This window comes from Chromobacterium subtsugae (assembly GCF_035919665.1).
Classification (GTDB): domain Bacteria; phylum Pseudomonadota; class Gammaproteobacteria; order Burkholderiales; family Chromobacteriaceae; genus Chromobacterium; species Chromobacterium subtsugae.
This window is the reverse complement of record NZ_CP142381.1, coordinates 4,064,492-4,082,257: the sequence shown is the minus strand read 5'-3', so window position 1 is coordinate 4,082,257 and position 17,766 is coordinate 4,064,492. Positions and strand designations below refer to the sequence as shown.

General features: G+C 59.7%; 18 protein-coding genes. 9 read left to right on the top strand and 9 right to left on the bottom strand.

All coding sequences use genetic code 11. From position 1 onward, the window contains the following. Positions 1 to 345: 345 nt before the first annotated feature. Positions 346 to 489 (bottom strand): DUF1484 family protein, encoded by a 144-nt coding sequence (locus U6115_RS19385; protein ID WP_181243305.1) that lies wholly within the window; start codon positions 487 to 489, stop codon positions 346 to 348. A 150-nt stretch (positions 490 to 639) separates the two neighbouring features. Beyond that, positions 640 to 1,056 (bottom strand): DUF1484 domain-containing protein, encoded by a 417-nt coding sequence (locus U6115_RS19380; protein WP_043580453.1) that lies wholly within the window; start codon positions 1,054 to 1,056, stop codon positions 640 to 642. Positions 1,057 to 1,326: 270 nt separating this feature from the next. On the opposite strand from U6115_RS19380, the gene U6115_RS19375 reads away from it, so the two are divergent. Further along, positions 1,327 to 1,590, top strand: coding sequence for a helix-turn-helix domain-containing protein (locus U6115_RS19375; protein ID WP_043580455.1), 264 nt, complete (start codon positions 1,327 to 1,329; stop codon positions 1,588 to 1,590). 377 nt (positions 1,591 to 1,967) lie between these two features. On the opposite strand, the gene U6115_RS19370 is transcribed toward U6115_RS19375, so the two are convergent. The 7 genes from U6115_RS19370 to U6115_RS19340 form a co-directional block, all read right to left on the bottom strand. Beyond that, a complete protein-coding gene (locus U6115_RS19370) occupies positions 1,968 to 2,303 on the bottom strand; it encodes a hypothetical protein (RefSeq protein ID WP_146008447.1) in 336 nt (111 codons plus the stop codon). 405 nt (positions 2,304 to 2,708) lie between these two features. Beyond that, on the bottom strand, positions 2,709 to 3,734 hold the full coding sequence (locus tag U6115_RS19365; RefSeq protein WP_146008448.1) for a hypothetical protein: 1,026 nt from the start codon (positions 3,732 to 3,734) through the stop codon (positions 2,709 to 2,711). Between the two features lie 382 nt (positions 3,735 to 4,116). Continuing rightward, entirely contained in the window at positions 4,117 to 4,527 is a 411-nt protein-coding gene (locus U6115_RS19360; protein ID WP_080770340.1) for a helix-turn-helix domain-containing protein, read from the bottom strand. Then, positions 4,524 to 4,877: a type II toxin-antitoxin system HigB family toxin gene (locus U6115_RS19355; RefSeq protein ID WP_197465990.1), complete on the bottom strand. Its 354-nt coding sequence runs from the start codon at positions 4,875 to 4,877 to the stop codon at positions 4,524 to 4,526. The genes U6115_RS19360 and U6115_RS19355 overlap by 4 nt, the downstream gene beginning before the upstream one ends. A 181-nt stretch (positions 4,878 to 5,058) precedes the next feature. Beyond that, positions 5,059 to 6,567 (bottom strand): lysine--tRNA ligase, encoded by a 1,509-nt coding sequence (lysS, locus tag U6115_RS19350; protein ID WP_043580457.1) that lies wholly within the window; start codon positions 6,565 to 6,567, stop codon positions 5,059 to 5,061. Positions 6,568 to 6,651: 84 nt separating this feature from the next. Then, positions 6,652 to 7,759 (bottom strand): peptide chain release factor 2 gene (gene prfB, locus U6115_RS19345; RefSeq protein ID WP_101527493.1). Its coding sequence is split into 2 segments (ribosomal slippage): positions 6,652 to 7,674 and positions 7,676 to 7,759, totalling 1,107 coding nucleotides; the frame shifts between segments, so codons are not numbered across the junction. Positions 7,760 to 7,873: 114 nt separating this feature from the next. Then, positions 7,874 to 8,854, bottom strand: a complete 981-nt coding sequence (locus U6115_RS19340; RefSeq protein WP_043580459.1) for a malate dehydrogenase — start codon at positions 8,852 to 8,854, stop codon at positions 7,874 to 7,876. A 198-nt stretch (positions 8,855 to 9,052) separates the two neighbouring features. On the opposite strand from U6115_RS19340, the gene U6115_RS19335 reads away from it, so the two are divergent. The 8 genes from U6115_RS19335 to U6115_RS19300 all read left to right on the top strand — a co-directional run bounded on the left by U6115_RS19335 (position 9,053) and on the right by U6115_RS19300 (position 17,766). Then, a complete protein-coding gene (locus U6115_RS19335) occupies positions 9,053 to 9,787 on the top strand; it encodes a GntR family transcriptional regulator (RefSeq protein ID WP_043580461.1) in 735 nt (244 codons plus the stop codon). Positions 9,788 to 10,007: 220 nt separating this feature from the next. After that, positions 10,008 to 10,385, top strand: a complete 378-nt coding sequence (gene sdhC / locus U6115_RS19330; protein ID WP_043580463.1) for a succinate dehydrogenase, cytochrome b556 subunit — start codon at positions 10,008 to 10,010, stop codon at positions 10,383 to 10,385. Continuing rightward, positions 10,379 to 10,723 (top strand): succinate dehydrogenase, hydrophobic membrane anchor protein, encoded by a 345-nt coding sequence (gene sdhD, locus U6115_RS19325; protein ID WP_043580465.1) that lies wholly within the window; start codon positions 10,379 to 10,381, stop codon positions 10,721 to 10,723. Before sdhC ends, sdhD begins: the two co-directional genes overlap by 7 nt. Then, the gene (sdhA, locus tag U6115_RS19320; protein ID WP_043580467.1) at positions 10,723 to 12,498 is read left to right on the top strand and encodes a succinate dehydrogenase flavoprotein subunit; all 1,776 of its coding nucleotides are present in this window, start codon (positions 10,723 to 10,725) and stop codon (positions 12,496 to 12,498) included. Before sdhD ends, sdhA begins: the two co-directional genes overlap by 1 nt. Positions 12,499 to 12,512: 14 nt before the next feature. Next, the gene (locus U6115_RS19315; RefSeq protein WP_043580469.1) at positions 12,513 to 13,223 is read left to right on the top strand and encodes a succinate dehydrogenase iron-sulfur subunit; all 711 of its coding nucleotides are present in this window, start codon (positions 12,513 to 12,515) and stop codon (positions 13,221 to 13,223) included. Further along, entirely contained in the window at positions 13,220 to 13,468 is a 249-nt protein-coding gene (locus tag U6115_RS19310; protein ID WP_043580471.1) for an FAD assembly factor SdhE, read from the top strand. The genes U6115_RS19315 and U6115_RS19310 overlap by 4 nt, the downstream gene beginning before the upstream one ends. A gap of 50 nt (positions 13,469 to 13,518) precedes the next feature. Then, positions 13,519 to 14,808, top strand: coding sequence for a citrate synthase (gene gltA, locus U6115_RS19305; protein WP_043580473.1), 1,290 nt, complete (start codon positions 13,519 to 13,521; stop codon positions 14,806 to 14,808). A 129-nt stretch (positions 14,809 to 14,937) separates the two neighbouring features. After that, a complete protein-coding gene (locus U6115_RS19300; RefSeq protein ID WP_043580476.1) occupies positions 14,938 to 17,766 on the top strand; it encodes a 2-oxoglutarate dehydrogenase E1 component in 2,829 nt (942 codons plus the stop codon).

Sequence of the window (17,766 nt, the reverse complement as noted above, 5' to 3'; positions counted from 1 at the left end):
CACCACCGGCGCATCGGCATGATGCTCCCGCCACGGCCCGCCATAGCTTGCGCGCGGCATGGAGTCCGCTGCGCGGACGATGTTTAAGTGCCGGTTCCGCCCGGCAAACGGGAAAGGGGGCTGCGCGGCCAGCCCCCTTTCGACCCCAGGCCGCCCCAGCAGCCCGCGAAACCCCGGCCAAAAAGCGCCGGGCGAGGAGCCGCCGGAACTAGCCACGCGCGAATGTCGCGCGGCGTCGAACCGCCGGCGTCTTAAAACCCCGCCCAACGCTTTTTGCCCGGCGCGTGCTGAAGGGGAATAGGGCGCATCGTATACGTTTTAATGCTTGTGCGAGATATGTAGGGCTTACAGCACGCGGGTGAGCAGTGTCAGCGACTCGTGCATGCGCTTGCCCAGCGGCATCAGCAACTCGGTGATACGGCTGGAGGGCTGGCGGGCGTCGCAAGCGTAGGGTGCAATACCCGGCTTGAAATGATTGGATGCAGCCATTGTTCAGCCGGGCATTGCACCGCCATATCGCAGTGAATCGCATTGCGGTGGAACTCCCGGCTTTGCCGGGATTCCACCCTACAAAATCCGCCGAATCCAAAACAGCCTGCCGCTGGGCAGCGGACAGGCTGTTGGCTCATGGAGCAGGGCTTACAGCACGCGGGTGAGCAGCGTTAGCGACTCGCCCATGCGCTTGTCCAGCGGCGACAGCAACTCCGTGATGCGGCTGGAAGGCAGGCGTACATCGTCGCCCAGGCAAGCCAGCAGCTCGATCACGGACTGCAAACCCAACTGGCCATGGGCGAGGTGGCAGATGGACTCCACCACCGCCTGCTCGATGTCCTGGCACAAATGCGCGACGCGCGCGGCCGGCTCTCTTACCTTTGCTTGGTCCTTGTTGGCCAATTGCTCCTGCAAGGCGGCAAAGGCTTCGTGCAGCCGGGTCATGGCCAACAGGCTGGGCGGATGGGTGGGGACTTGCTTGTTCAGCAGCCAGCGGCTGCGGGCGGGATGACGGTTCTTCAGGGAAACGGCAAGGTGAGACGAACTGCGGGTGATGCTAGGCATGGCAAAACCCTCATTTTGATTGAGCGTTGTCGTGGTCGGGTGGGCAACGCTCTGGATATGGTCAAGGCAGAGCGGCAGCGGCAGAGCGCCGTAGATCACGGAATGGGAATTTTCTGTATAAGCACCTCCATGTGTGGCTCTCAAAGCAGCGCATAGCACATAATGAGTGTCATGAAGATATCAATAATAATCAAAAAGTCACTTATAGTTAACATTTTGCAAATCATACCGTGTGGCTTGAGCGCTAGCAAGCGCTGATGCTATCGGGGTATGGAAAACACAACAAAACCCTTAACCGCGCGAGCGGTTTTCGCCCGCAACCTGCGGATTGCCAGACGCCTGCACGATGTGTCGCAGGAGGCATTGGCCTTGCAGGCGGGTATGAGCAGAACCTATGTGTCGGAGATCGAACGCGGGGAGCGCAATGTCTCCATCGACAACATGGGCGCACTGGCTGACGCCTTGGGCGTGGCGCTGAGAGACTTGGTTGACCCGGAGATGTTTGGCGGCTTGCTGGAGAAAACAGGCAAGTAGGCAGGCAAGCGGTGCGTCGCCCCTGCGGGGTGACGGCACCCTACGCTTAGAACCGAACCGATTTGCCAATATCCCATCAGCGCAAGCCGACTCCGAAGCCCTTTCCAAGGTTTTAAGCCGCCGCCTGTTTGAGCGGAGCGACGTTAGCGCCCCGCGAGTTCGGCGGCGCCTTGGAAAAGGCTTTGGAGGCGGGGTTACGCAGCGCTGCTGGGTCGCCTTTTCTTTCGTCTATTTCTTTTGGCGAGGCCAAAGAAACGGACCCGTCTCGCCGGGCGGAACCGGCACTTAATGATCTGTCCGCGAAGCGGACACAAAACCAATCAGCATTGCTCGGTAAGCGTAGGGCTTCGCGTGAATTTTTCCAACTTACGGTTCTATTAAATAATGCGGGGGACGCCGGGTGTCCTGTCCGCCGGCTCCTCATTTATCGCAATCATCTCAAGCAAAAATAGGAATTTATTAGCTAAGTCAATGTTTTTATGTGCATCAATATTTGTCGAGGAGTTGTTTTCAATGGTTTGTTTCGCCGAAAGTATTGTTGCAATAACCTGCTTAGAAACAACGTGTTCGCTTCTGATTTCTACAGCCTTTTGACAAAGATATTGATAGAGGTCATTAAACGCAGTTAAGGAGAAGTCTTCTCTGCATAGTAATCGGTCAACAGAGTTCTTTTTGAGTTGATCTAGATGAAGGTCGTAATCTGATGGTTTCATGGAGTATTTTATATGCACAAGGTTGTATAGATTTTTTTCATGTCACTTCTGAATTAAAACTAGATAGTGGGTTAGATTCGAACCGACTTGCCCCTATCCCATCAGCGCAAGCCGACTCAAAAGCCCTTTCCAAGGTTTTAAGCCGCCGTCTGCTTGAGCGGGGCGACGTTAGCGCCCCGCGAGTTCGGCGGCGCCTTGGAAAGGGCTTCGGAGGCGGGGTTTCGCAGCGCTGTTGGGTCGCCTTTTCTTTCGTCCATTTCTTTTGGCGAAGCAAAAGAAATGGACCCGTCCCGCCGGGCGGAACCGGCACTAAAATATCTGTCCGCGGAGCGGACACAAAACCAATCTGTATTGTTTGGTAAACGTTGGGCTTTTCGTGGTTAAACTCAACGGGTCTATTCAATTTTATTTTGCCAACTCTTGCAAAATAAATCGTCCACGTTCAGCTAGAGATGGGGAAGAGTCTGATGCCAATTGCTCCGCAAGAGGTAGGGCCGCATCGCCGAGTCTGTCTAGATTGAAAATAAGAATTTCGCCGGCTACGCGCCTGACTATTGGCGAGCGATCTACAGATGCGGACTGCAAGGTTTCCAAGAATGGTGTTACGATAGTTAAGGTTCGATGACATAGTATGGGGTTGAGTCGTCTCTTTCCGTAGCGCTGATCGATCCATTGCCATTCTTTGCCAGTGCACCAAGTAATCTTTCCTTCGAGTAAGCAGCGATAGGCTTTTGCTCGAACAGATGGTTGTAAGGCTTTTTTTGCAATGTCGTTGAGGTGACTGTCAAACGCACTCCTGCGGCCTAACTGTGTCAGTACAGATGCCATTGGGCCAGATGTGGCTGATATGATTTTTTCTTTGAGGGATTCGCTCACCTGATTGATAGAGGCTATTTCCAGTAGAACTTGTCTGTCTCCCTCTTCTATGCGTCCCCAAGAAACCCAATTCGGCAAGGTGGCACATAGAACATCTGCCACAAATTCTGGATTTGTATTTTCTGCTATAGCGGGCAGTCTTTCACGGGCTGCCTCTCTAACTTTGGGAGCCCAGTCATTAAGCCGACGCGTGGCAATAGCAAAGAGAAAAGCATTGGGGGCGGGGCCAAGTGGAGCGCGTAAAGCTTTTTCTCGCTGAAACCCACTTCCGTGACATAAATCCAACCAGCTTAAAGGACAGCTAATTGGTTTGACAGCACTTGAGTGAGGTGTCGTGGGTGTTTCGATTATTTCAGAGTAGCCCCAGCGGATAGTCCGCTCTAACCTCTCCAGGTTTGTTAGTGAGAGCTTGGATGTTGCAGTAATCAGTATCGAGATGTCGATCTGGCTGGTTCCATCTAAGGAGGTGGATTGGGGAGGCTGCCTTATTATGGATAGCAATTCTTTTTCATGGTTTTTTAGAGGCATAATTTTAATGTCATCATTGTAAAACAATGTGGGAATGCTGTCTGAGAGACTGTTACGAGATTTGAATAATGTTAATCCTAATATTTTACAGAGAATATATTTGAGAGTAATATTTACTCTCTTTGTGAGCTTTTAGTATTAATTCGCGCGGCCATTTCTATTGGCTGAGTCGAACCGGCATATCTATGTTTATCAGCTCAAGCTGGTCTCGGAAGCTAGCTCAAGGTTTTAAAATATCAGTTACTCGGCGCTGCGTGGAGTGGAAATTTAGTAGTTTTCCACAGACAGAGGGCGTACTTGCATGTCTTGTGTGTAAGTTTTAAGAATTGTATAACTTAGACTTGTCAGTCTATAGTTAAATTTAAATAAAAATGCTTCCTGTCATGGAAGCATCTCAAGAGGCACTTTATTAGCTAATGAACGTATCAGTGCTAACTCCAAAACGTTCTGCTAAGTTTTTCACTTGGCGCAAGTTAAGTTCACGGTGACCGTTTAATATTTCAGATACTACACCTTGGCTTCCAATTTCAGGTAGATCACCTTGGCAGAGTCCATGCTCTTGCATAAGAAAGCGAAGAGCATCAACTCCTGACGCTTCGGGAATTGGATGATGCTCAGTTTCATAGCAATGCACAAGCTCACTCATTAACTCGGCAAGCTCCCACAGTGGGTGGTTTTCGTCACCATTAATACTGGTTAGAGATTCATCGAGTTTTGATAGCATTGATTCGTAGTGCTGCTCATCTCGAATCGGACCGATTTGAGTTTCTTTGGCAAAAACTTCCCATGCGGTTTGAATTTTTTTAAGGTAGGCGCTCATGATTTCCAGCCTCCTTGGTCATATTCTCTATGAGTTAAAATATGCTTTACGTATATCGTTTGTTTTTTAAACATGACAAAGGCGATGAGTCTATATTTGTTGCCTCCAATGTTGAAAACATAAAGTTCATCTACTTTATCGACACTATTGAAGGTGTTCTTAAGTTCAGAATGGTTTGCAAATGAGTTCTTCTCGATGATGCGCCGCCATGCTTGCAATTGGATGCGTGCACTCGGATGATGAGTTGAAAAATCGAGCAGTTTTTTGTTGCTGATCAGGCGCATGGCGTCATCGTATCTCAAGTTGAGATATTTGCAAGGATTCTTGTGATCATAGAGGAAGGTACGCATGAATGCACTCAACAGATGCACCCATTGTTACTTGATTGTCGTATTGAGTGTGGCCGTAGTCACAGACACTGTTGGCCTAGTGCTGACCTGCAAGGTTTCTGTTGAGTATGGGGCAGGGGGATAGAAAAAGCCGCCCACCTTGCAGTGAGCGGCTTTTCTGTATCAAGAGCAAGATAAACGCTTACTCAGGCCTCATATGCGGGAAGAGGATAACATCGCGAATGGAAGGCGCATCCGTCAACAACATCACCAAACGGTCGATGCCGATGCCGCAACCGCCGGTCGGCGGCAGGCCGTATTCCATCGCGCGGATGTAGTCGGCGTCGTAGTGCATCGCCTCATCATCGCCCGCATCCTTCTGCGCCACTTGCGCCTGGAAGCGCGCGGCCTGGTCTTCCGGATCGTTCAACTCGGAGTAGCCGTTGGCGTGCTCGCGGCCGACGATGAACAGCTCGAAACGCTCGGTCAGGCCCGGCTGGGTGTCGGAGCCGCGCGCCAGCGGGGACACTTCCACCGGGTAGTCGATGATGAAGGTCGGGTTCCACAGCAGGGACTCGGCGCATTCTTCGAACAGCGCCAGCTGCAGGCTGCCCAGGCCGGGGGCCGGGGGCAGCTTGCCGCCCAGGCGCTTGATTTCGCTGGCCACCCAGGCGGCGTCGGACAGCTGCGCGTCGGTGTATTGCGGGTTGTAGTGCTTGATCGCTTCCACGATGGTGAAGCGGTCGAACGGCTTGCCCAGGTCCACTTCCTTGCCTTGATAGGTCACGGTGGTGGCGCCGCAGGAAACCAGCGCGCATTCGCGGATGATGGTTTCGGTCATCTCCATCATGCGCTGGTAGTCGCTATACGCTTCGTAGAACTCGATCATGGTGAACTCGGGGTTGTGGCGTGTGCTCATCCCCTCGTTGCGGAAGTTGCGGTTGATTTCGAACACGCGTTCCAGGCCGCCGACCACCAGGCGCTTCAGGTACAGCTCCGGGGCGATGCGCAGGTAGAGCGGCATGTCCAGGGCGTTGTGGTGGGTGACAAACGGCTTGGCCGACGCGCCGCCCGGGATCGGGTGCATCATCGGGGTTTCCACTTCCAGGTAGCCTTCGCCCACCATCACGTCGCGCACCTTTTGCACGATCTTGGAGCGCTTGACGAAGGTGTCGCGCGTTTCCTCGCTCATGATCAGGTCGGCGTAGCGCTGGCGGTACTTGGTCTCCTGATCGGCGATGCCGTGGAATTTTTCCGGCAGCGGACGGATGTTCTTCGACAGCATGCGCACTTCGGTCGCCTGCACCGTCAGTTCGCCGGTCTTGGTCTTGAACAGCACGCCCTTGACCGCGATGATGTCGCCCAGGTCCCAGCGCTTGAAGTCGGCGTAGACGTCTTCGCCCACGTTGTCGCGGGAGATGAAGGCCTGGATGCGGCCGCTCACGTCCTGCAGGGTGGCGAAGCTGGCTTTGCCCATCACACGTTTAAGCATCATGCGGCCGGCGACGGCGACTTCGATTTTCTCGGCTTCCAGCGCTTCCGCTTCTTTGGCGGCGTGGTCGTCCTGCAGCGGTTTGGCGAAGTGGCTGCGTTTGAAGTCGTTGGGGTAGGCGATGCCTTTTTCGCGGATCGCCTGCAGTTTCAGGCGGCGTTCCGCCATGATCTGGTTTTCGTCTTGGCTTTGCGCCGGTGCTTGTTCGTGATCAGACATGATGACTCCGTGCCGGGTTGGGTTCCTGCGGCAAAACAATAAAAACGGCTTGGCCGGCTCCCGCGGGGAGCCGGCCGGTTTGGCTTAGACGCCGTGCTTCAGGCTGGCTTCGATGAAGCCGTCCAGGTCGCCGTCCATGACGCCCTTGATGTTGCCCACCTCGTGGCTGGTGCGCAAATCCTTGATGCGGGACTGGTCGAACACGTAGGAGCGGATCTGGTGGCCCCAGCCCACGTCGGTCTTGGTGTCTTCCAGCGCCTGCTTGGCTTCGTTGCGTTTTTTCAGTTCCAGCTCGTACAGCTTGGCGCGCAGCATCTGCATCGCCTCGTCGCGGTTGCGGTGCTGCGAACGGTCGTTCTGGCACTGCACCACGGTGTTGGTGGGGATGTGGGTGATCCGCACCGCCGAGTCGGTTTTGTTGATGTGCTGGCCGCCGGCGCCGGAGGCGCGGTAGGTGTCCACGCGCAGGTCGGCCGGGTTGATGTCGATCTCGAAGCTGTCGTCCACTTCCGGGTAGACGAAGACGGAGGAGAACGAGGTGTGGCGGCGGGCGTTGGAGTCGAACGGCGACACGCGCACCAGGCGGTGCACGCCCACTTCGGTGCGCAGCAGGCCGTAGGCGTATTCGCCTTCGATCTTCAGCGTGGCGCTGGTGACGCCGGCCACTTCGCCTTCGGACACTTCCAGCACGTCCACCTTGAAGCCCTTGCGCTCGGCGTAGCGGGTGTACATGCGCAGCAGCATGCCGGCCCAGTCCTGGGCTTCGGTGCCGCCGGCGCCGGCCTGGATGTCCAGGAAGCAGTTGTTGGGGTCCATCGGGTCGTGGAACATACGGCGGAATTCCATCTTCGCCACTTTCTCTTCCACGCCTTCCAGGTCGGCTTGCACGGCGAGGATGGTGTCGTCGTCGTTCTCGCTCTTGCCCATGTCGAACAACTCGCGGCTATCGGCGATGGTGGCGTTGATGCTGTCCAGCACCAGCACCACGTCTTCCAGCTGTTTGCGCTCGCGGCCCAGGTCCTGGGCTTTTTTCGGGTCGTTCCAGATATCGGGATCTTCGGTCAGGCGGCTGACTTCTTCCAGACGGTCTTTTTTGCCGTCGTAGTCAAAGATACCCCCGAATATCGGCGGCGCGGGCGGCCAGGTCTTCGATCTTGGCCGCGATTTGGTTCAGGACTTCAACTTCAATCATGCTCTACTCCAAATGGCAGTCGATGGTAATCAATAAATGCAAATGCGGAATGGCGGTTTGACCAAAGACAAAAAGCGCACCTTGCGGTGCGCTTTCTTCGATCCGGCTCGGGTATCAGCCAAACAGGTGAGCGATGGCTGCGCGCTCTTCTTCCAGTTCGGCCAGGGTCAGGTCCATCCGCTCGCGGCTGAACGCGTCGATTTCCAAGCCTTCAACTCGTTTGTATTCGCCATTTTCGCATACTACCGGCACGCCGTACATCACGCCTTCCGGGATGCCGTAGGAGCCGTCGGACGGCACGCCCATGGTCACCCACTTGCCATTGCTGCCCAGCACCCAGTCGTGGATGTGGTCGATGGCGGCGTTGGCGGCGGAGGCGGCGGAGGACAGGCCGCGCGCTTCGATGATGGCGGCGCCGCGCTTGCCCACGGTGGGCAGGAACACGTCGCGGTTCCACACATCGTCGTTGATCAGGGTTTTAACCGATTGGCCGTCGATGGTGGCGAAGCGGTAGTCGGCGTACATGGTCGGCGAGTGGTTACCCCACACGGCCAGCTTCTCGATCGCGGCCACCGGCTTGCCGGTTTTGGCGGCGATCTGCGACAGCGCGCGATTGTGGTCAAGACGCAACATGGCGGTGAAGTTTTTCGGATCCAGGTCCGGAGCCGATTTCATCGCGATCCAGGCGTTGGTGTTGGCCGGGTTGCCGACTACCAGCACCTTGACGTCGCGGGCGGCGTGGTCGTTCAGCGCCTTGCCCTGCACGGTGAAGATGGCGCCGTTGGCTTCCAGCAGGTCCTTGCGCTCCATGCCCTTGCTGCGCGGGCGGGCGCCGACCAACAGGGCAACCTTGACATCCTTGAAGGCCACGTTCGGGTCGTCGGTGGCCACCATGCCGGCCAACAGCGGGAAGGCACAGTCTTCCAGCTCCATCATCACGCCCTTCAGCGCGGTTTGGGCTTGCGGCAGATCCAGCAGATGCAGAATGACCGGCTGGTCCTTGCCCAGCATTTCGCCACTGGCGATACGGAACAGCAGGCTATAGCCGATCTGGCCGGCAGCGCCGGTTACGGCAACGCGAACGGGGGCTTTCATTGGCGGACTCTCCTTTGACTTATCCGATAATGAGCTGCAGATGTTGCCCTGCAGTATAGGTGTGGCCTGAGTGTATCACGGCTGTTTATCGATTTGGACTAATCAGTCAAGAATATGGCATCAAACACTCGTTTGAGTCTTATGTCTTATATAAGACTTGACTTTACGCTTGATTTGTTTGGTGTTAAAACACAGACCATGACGGCCAATACCCTGAAAAGACAGCCGCTTTATGCTCAGGTCAAACAGCTGCTGCTGGAAAGAATGGGCGAGGGCGAGTGGCAGGCGCATGAGGCGCTGCCCAGCGAATGGGAGCTGGCTGGCGAGCTGGGCGCGAGCCAAGGCACGGTGCGCAAGGCCTTGTCCGAACTGGAGGCCGCCGGCCTGCTTTACCGGCAGCAGGGGCGCGGCACCTATGTGGCCCCGGTGCCGGGCGACTGGGGCGACGCCGCCTTGCTGACGCCTGGCTTGTTTTCCGAGCGGCCGGACGAACTGGTCAGGGAGTTTCTCGGCATGTCCAGGCTGAACGCCAGCGAAGACATCGCCGACGCGTTGCAATTGCGGCGCCTGGCGCCTTTATTGAGAATTCGCCAGCTGTGGCGCTGGCACGGCGCGCCGGTGGCGCTGGACGACGTGCTGCTGCCGGCGGAAAGATTCGATGGCATGGAGGCGCGCTGGCTGCGCAATTCGGCCGGCGTCTACGCCACCTTGCAGCAGCGCTTCGGCGTGCGCGTGCGCGTGCGCAGCGAGCAGTTCCGCGCCGAGATGCTGCCGCGGGAAGAGGCGGGGCTTCTGGGCGTGACCGGCATGGTGGCCGATGTGCCGGCGCTGTGCCTGCTGCGCTTGTCCGAAGGCATGGACGGCAGTCCGCTGGAATGGCGGCAGCGCTACTGCCTGACGCACCAGCTGGCTTATACAGTGAAACACGGCTGAAGGTGGGCCGCTTTGACGCAGATTAAAAGACTCGGAAGCAGTACGGGGTAGTCCGAGATTTGTTAGAATCCCCGGCGCATATTGCAAATGAATCGTCGGCAATGTGCCAGGTAAAGGCAGGCATCGCCCGACACAAGGGCAGAGCCGGCCGGGCGGCCTCCCGTGGTGGGCGGTCGCCATGTAACCCTCTTGGTCACAAAAAACATCCAAGGAAAGCCTTATGCAGAAGCAAAGACCGAAGCATCTGGACTTGGCCAGGATCAGACTGCCCGTGCCGGGCTTCGTCTCCATCCTGCACCGGGTCAGTGGTGTGGCGCTGTTCTTCTCCCTCCCGCTGTTGATCTATCTGCTGCACGGTTCGCTCAGTTCGGCCGAATCGTTTGAAACCTACCGCGCCGTGGTCGCCCACCCGCTGATGAAGCTGGTGCTGCTGGGCCTGATCTGGGCTTACATGCATCACTTCTGCGCCGGCATCCGCTTCCTGTTTCTCGATATTCACAAAGGTCTGGAACTTGAGACCGCCCGCGCCACCGCCAAGACCGTGCTGGTCGTCAGCCTGGCGCTGACCCTGGTTCTGGGAGGCATCGCTCTATGGTAAACCGCAATGTTGTCGGCGCCGGCTACGGCCTGCGCGATTGGGTGATGCAGCGCGTCACCGCCGTGGTGATGGTGATCTACACCGTGGCCCTGGCGCTGTTCCTGTTGGCGCTGCCGTCCGGCTATGAAGGCTGGAAAGACCTCTTCAGCCATACCTGGGTGCAGGTGCTGACCCAGACCACGCTGCTGGCGCTGTTCCTGCACGTATGGGTGGGCATCCGCGACGTGTGGATGGACTATGTGAAGCCGGTGGGCATCCGCCTGGCGCTGCACATGTTCACCATCGTCTGGCTGGTTTCCTGTTTCATCTATTCCGTTAAAGTGGTTTGGGGGCTGTAATGGGTATTCCTGTTCGTCATTTTGATGCGGTAGTCGTGGGCGCCGGCGGCGCCGGCATGCGCGCCGCGCTGCAACTGTCGGAAGCCGGCCTGAAGACCGCCGTGCTGTCCAAGGTTTTCCCCACCCGCTCCCATACCGTGGCCGCCCAGGGCGGCGTGTCCGCTTCGCTCGGCAACTCCGAGCCGGACAACTGGCACTGGCACATGTACGACACCGTCAAGGGTTCGGACTGGCTGGGCGACCAGGACGCGATCGAATTCATGTGCCGCGAAGCCCCGAAAGTGGTGGTGGAGCTGGAGCACTACGGCATGCCGTTCGACCGCAATCCGGATGGCACCATCTACCAGCGTCCGTTCGGCGGCCACATGTCCGACTTCGGCGAAGGCAAGCCGGTTCGCCGCGCTTGCGCCGCGGCCGACCGCACCGGCCACGCGATGCTGCACGCGCTGTACCAGCGCAATGTGCGCGCCAACACCCACTTCTTCGTCGAGTGGATGGCGCTTGACCTGATCCGCGACGCCGAAGGCCGCGTGCAGGGCGTGGTCGCCATGGAAATGGAAACCTCGGAAATCGTGGTGTTCCAGGCCAAGGCCACCTTGTTTGCCACCGGCGGCGCCGGCCGCATCTTCGCTTCCTCCACCAACGCCTTCATCAACACCGGCGACGGCGTGGGCATGGCGGCGCGCGCCGGCATCCCGCTGGAAGACATGGAATTCTGGCAGTTCCACCCGACCGGCGTGGCCGGCGCGGGCGTGCTGATCACCGAAGGCGTGCGCGGCGAAGGCGGCATTCTGCGCAACGCGCAGGGCGAGCGCTTCATGGAGCGCTACGCGCCGAACGCCAAGGACCTGGCTTCCCGCGACGTGGTGTCGCGCGCGATGGTGACCGAGATCAACGAAGGCCGCGGCTGCGGTCCGAACAAGGATCACGTGCTGCTGGACATCACCCACCTCGACCCCGAGGTGATCATGTCCAAGCTGCCGGGCATCCGCGAGATCTCGATCAAGTTCGCCGGCGTGGACCCGATCAAGGCACCGATTCCGGTGGTCCCGACCTGCCACTACCAGATGGGCGGCATCCCCACCAATTACCACGGCGAAGTGGTGATCCACGGCGAGGCGGTGCATGGCTTCTACGCCGCCGGCGAATGCGCGTGCGCGTCGGTGCACGGCGCCAACCGCCTGGGCACCAACTCGCTGCTGGACTTGCTGGTATTCGGCAAGAGCTCGGCCAACTCGATGATCGAATTCATCAAGCAGCATCCGGAAGACCTGCCGGAGCTGGCTATGGCCGACGTCGAGCGTTCGGTCGCCCGCGTCGCGCGTCTGGACAACCAGACCAACGGCGTGCAGGTGCACGAGGCTCGCGCCGCGCTGCAGCGCACCATGCAGGCCCACTGCGGCGTGTTCCGCTTCAAGGACATGCTGGCCGAAGGCGTGGAAAAGATCCTGGAAGTGGCCGACATGGTCGCCAAGACCGAAATCGGCGACAAGTCCAAGGTGTTCAACACCGCCCGCATCGAGGCGCTGGAGTTGGAGAACCTGATCGAAGTGGCTAAGGCCACCATGGTTTCCGCCAATGCCCGCACCGAAAGCCGCGGCGCCCACGTCCGCGACGACGCGCTGGACACCGAGGCCACCCCGAACGGCCGCGACGACGTCAACTGGCTGAAGCACACGCTGTGGTTCCGCGACGGCAACCGCCTGGAGTACAAGCCGGTGAACATGCAGCCGCTGACCGTGGACACGATCAAGCTGAAGGCCCGCACCTACTAAGGGTTGAACCAGAGATGACTACCGAAACCATCAAATTCCGCATCTACCGCTACAACCCGGACCAGGATGCCAAGCCGTACATGCAGGACATCAGCGTGGAGATGGACGCCACCGAGCACAAGCTCTTGGACGCGCTGGTCAAGCTGAAGATCAAGGACGACACGCTGAGCTTCCGCCGTTCCTGTCGCGAAGGCGTCTGCGGCTCCGACGCGATGAACATCAACGGCAAGAACGGCCTGGCCTGCGTCACCGACTTCCGCGGCCTGAAGCAGCCGATCGAGCTGCGTCCGTTGCCGGGCCTGCCGGTGGTGCGCGACCTGATCGTGGACATGGCGCTGTTCTTCAAGCAGTACCACTCGATCAAACCGTACGTGATCAACGACACGCCGCCGCCGGAACGCGAGCGCCGCCAGTCGCCGGAGGACCGCAAGGAGCTGGACGGCCTGTACGAGTGCATCCTGTGCGCGTGCTGCTCGACGTCCTGCCCGTCGTTCTGGTGGAACCCGGACAAGTTCGTCGGCCCGGCCGGCCTGTTGGCCGCCTACCGCTTCATCGCCGATACCCGCGACGAAGCCACCAGCGAGCGTCTGGACAATTTGGAGGACCCGTACCGCCTGTTCCGTTGCCACACCATCATGAACTGCGTCGACGTCTGCCCGAAGGGCCTTAACCCGACCAAGGCGATCGGCAAGATCAAGGACCTGATGGTCAAGCGCGCGGTATGACGACTTACGATCCGATAGAACTGAAGCGGATGCGCTGGCGCTCGCGCCGCGGCCTGCTCGAACTGGACCTGGTGCTGGAGAAATTCCTGGCCGGGCCGTTCGGGCGGCTGGCCCCGGCCGAGATCGAGGCCTACCGCCGTCTGCTGGATCTGGCCGACACCGATTTTCTGGATATCGTCAGCGGCAAGGCCGATCTCGAGGATCCGGAAGAGATGGCCATTGTGGCGATCCTCCGATCGCTGTAAGGCCGAAACCACTCCAACAACAACGATATAAACCGACTGGGAGTATTGCTGTGGAAACTAATCGCAAAGTCACGCTCAGCTACAACGAGGGTAAGGACTCCATCGACCTGCCGGTCCTGGGGGGCTCGCTGGGTCCGGACGTCGTAGACATCCGCTCTTTCGGCAAGACCGGGATGTTCACGTTCGACCCGGGCTTCCTCGCCACCGCCAGCTGCGAATCCGGCATCACCTTCATCGACGGCGACCTCGGCCATCTGTACTACCGCGGCTACCCGATCGAGCAGCTGGCCGAGAAGAGCGACTATCTGGAAGTGTGCTACCTGCTGCTGAACGGCGAGTTGCCGACCGCGGCGCAGCGCAAGGAATTCGAACGCGGCGTGATGCGCCACAACATGCTGCACGACCAGCTGATGAGCCTGTTCAAGGGCTTCCGCCGCGACGCGCATCCGATGGCCGTGATGGTGGGCGTGGTGGGCGCGCTGTCCGCGTTCTACCATGACTCGCTGGACATCTCCAATCCGGAACACCGCCGCATCTCGGCCCACCGCCTGGTGGCCAAGCTGCCGACCATCGCCGCCCAAGCCTACCGCTACAACAAGGGCCTGCCGTTCTCCTACCCGAAAAACGGCCTGAACTACGCGGAAAACTTCCTGCACATGATGTTCTCCACCCCGTGCGAAGAGTACAAGGTGAACCCGGTGCTGGCCCGCGCGATGGACCGCATCTTCACCCTGCACGCCGACCACGAGCAGAACGCCTCCACCTCCACCGTGCGTCTGGCCGGCTCCTCCGGCGCGAACCCGTTCGCATGTATCGCCGCCGGCATCGCCTGCCTGTGGGGCCCGTCGCATGGCGGCGCCAACGAAGCCGTGCTGAAGATGCTGGACGAGATCGGCTCGGTGGACAATGTGGCCGACTTCATGCAGGGCGTGAAGGACAAGCGCTACAAGCTGATGGGCTTCGGCCACCGCGTGTACAAGAACATGGACCCGCGCGCCGCCATCATGAAGCAGACCTGCGACGAAGTGTTGAAGGAACTGGGCCTGGGCGACAGCCCGAAGTTCAAGCTGGCGATGGAGCTGGAAAAGATCGCCCTGAACGACCCGTACTTCATCGAGCGCAAGCTGTACCCGAACGTGGACTTCTACTCCGGCATCGTGCTGTCCGCGATCGGCATCCCGGTTTCGATGTTCACCCCGATCTTCGCGCTGGCCCGCACCGTGGGCTGGATCGCGCACTGGAACGAGATGATCGGCGACCCGGGCATGAAGATCGGCCGTCCGCGCCAGCTGTACACCGGCGCTCCGCGCCGCGACTTCGTGGAAGTGGCGAAGCGCTGATGTGAAACACCAGGGTTGGTTGAAGCGGGGGCTTCAGCCAGCCCTTTTTTACAGAGCGCTGGGGCAAGGCCGCCTTGCCCAAGCGCTTTGAGTGAATGCTGCAACGTAAAGACAAAGGGTAGCCAGATCATGATGCAATCCATGTACAGCCATTCTTACCTGTTCGGTGGGAATGCACCGTTCATCGAGGAGCTGTACGAACAGTACCTCGCTGACGCCAATTCGGTTCCGAACGAGTGGCGCGACTACTTCGACAAGCTGGCGCAGGCGCCGGGCGCCGCCGAGCGCGACGTGCCGCACCAGCCGATCCAGGAGTCGTTCATCCAGCTGGCCAAGAAGCCGCTGTCCGGCCAGCGCAGCAGCGCCGCCGCCGACTGGGACGCGATGCAGAAGCAGGTGGGCGTGCTCAAGCTGATCTCGGCCTACCGCGTGCTGGGCTCGCGCCAGGCCAACCTCGACCCGCTGAAGCGGATGGACCAGCAGACGCTGCGCGAACTGGATCCGGCCACCCACGGCCTGACCGACGCCGACATGGCGGTGCAGTTCAACGTCGGCTCGCTGGTGGGCCCGCAGAAGCTGCCGCTGTCCGACATCCTGGCGCGCCTGAAGCAGACCTACTGCGGCAATATCGGCGTCGAGTTCATGCACATCACCCAGTCCGATGAAAAACACTGGGTGCAGAAGCGCTTCGAGGGCGACCTGTCCACCCCGCGCTACGACGCGGCCAAGAAGCAGCGCATCCTGAAGCAGATCACCGCGGCGGAAACGCTGGAACGCTACCTGCACACCAAGTACGTCGGCCAGAAGCGCTTCTCGCTGGAAGGCGGCGAATCCGCGATCGCGGCGCTGGACCACCTGATCCAGAACGCCACCGCGCAAGGCGTGCAGGAACTGATCATCGGCATGGCCCACCGCGGCCGCCTGAACGTGCTGGTCAACACCCTGGGCAAGCAGCCGCGCGACCTGTTCGCCGAATTCGAAGGCAAGGCCGCCCAGCAGATGGCTTCCGGCGACGTGAAGTACCACATGGGCTTCTCGTCCGACATCCCGACCGCCAACGGCCCGATGCACGTGTCGCTGGCGTTCAACCCGTCGCACCTGGAAATCGTCAACCCGGTGGTGGAGGGCTCGGTGCGCGCGCGCCAGGAGCGCCGCAAGGACGCGGAACGCAAGACCGCTGTTCCGGTGCTGATCCACGGCGACTCCGCCTTCGGCGGCCTGGGCGTCAACCAAGGCACCTTCAACCTGTCGCAGACCCGCGGTTACGGCACCGGCGGCACCATCCACATCGTCATCAACAACCAGGTGGGCTTCACCACTTCGGACACCCGCGACATCCGCTCGACGATGTACTGCACCGACGTGGCCAAGATGATCGAAGCGCCGATCCTGCACGTGAACGGCGATGATCCGGAAGCCGTCTGCTACGTGATGCAGGCCGCGCTGGATTACCGCATGACCTTCAAGAAGGACGTGGTGATCGACCTGGTGTGCTACCGCAAGCTCGGCCACAACGAAGGCGACGATCCCTTCCTGACCCAGCCGATGATGTACAAGAAGATCGCCAAGCACCAGGGCGTGCGCGCGATGTACGCCGAGCGCCTGGTGCAGGAGGGCGTGCTGAAGGCGGAAGAAGGCGACGCGCAGATCCAGGCCTACCGCGACGCGCTGGACAAGGGCGAGCATGTCGAACAGACCGCGCTGACCAACTACCGCCGCGAACACGCGCTGGACTTCAGCCAGTACCTGGGCACCCACTGGGCGCACCCGACCGACACCTCGCTGCCGCAGGCCGACATCCAGCGCCTGACCGACAAGTTCACCTCGCTGCCGGAAGGCTTCAAGCTGCACCCGACCGTGCAGAAAGTGCTGGCCGCGCGCAAGGCGATGGCCGCCGGCGAGCAGAATGTCGACTGGGGCATGGCAGAGACGCTGGCCTACGCCAGCCTGGTGACCAACGGCTTCGGCGTGCGCATCTCCGGCGAAGACTCCGGCCGCGGCACCTTCAGCCACCGCCACGCGGTGCTGCACGACCAGAACCGCGAGCGCTGGGACCAGGGCGCCTATGTGCCGCTGCGCAATATGTCCGACAACCAGGCCGATTTCCTGGTGATCGACTCCATCCTGAACGAGGAAGCGGTGCTGGCCTACGAATACGGCTACGCCTGTTCCGCTCCCGACCAGCTGGTGATCTGGGAAGCCCAGTTCGGCGACTTCGCCAACGGCGCTCAGGTGGCCATCGACCAGTTCATCTCTTCCGGCGAAACCAAGTGGGGCCGTCTGTGCGGCCTGACCACCATCCTGCCGCACGGCTACGACGGCCAGGGCCCGGAGCACTCCTCCGCCCGCCTGGAGCGCTGGCTGCAGCTGTGCGCCGAGCACAATATGCAAGTGGTGATGCCGTCCGAAGCCGGCCAGATGTTCCACATGCTGCGCCGCCAGGTGCTGCGCCCGTACCGCAAGCCGCTGGTGATCTTCCTGTCCAAGCGCCTGCTGCGCTTCAAGGATTCGATGAGCCCGATCGAAGACCTGACCAGCGGCAGCTTCCGCCCGGTGATCGGCGACGCCATCGTCAAGGATCCGAAGAAGGTCAAGCGCGTGGTGCTGTGCGCCGGCCAGGTGTATTACGACCTCGCCGCCGGCCGCAAGGAACGCGGTCTGGAAGATGAGATCGCCATCGTCCGCATCGAGCAGCTGTACCCGTTCCCGACCGAGCAGGTGGCCGCCGAGCTGGCGCGCTACACCCAGGCCAAGGAAGTGATGTGGGTGCAGGAAGAGCCGCGCAACCAGGGCGCCTGGTACCAGATCCGCCACCGCCTGGAAGGCCTGTTGTCCGCCAAGCAGCAACTGTCGTTCGCCGGTCGCCCGTCGTCGGCGTCGCCGGCGGTCGGTTATATGAGCAAGCACGTCGCCCAGCTGAAAGCCTTCGTCGAAGAAGCGATGTCGGTCGCCCGCTGA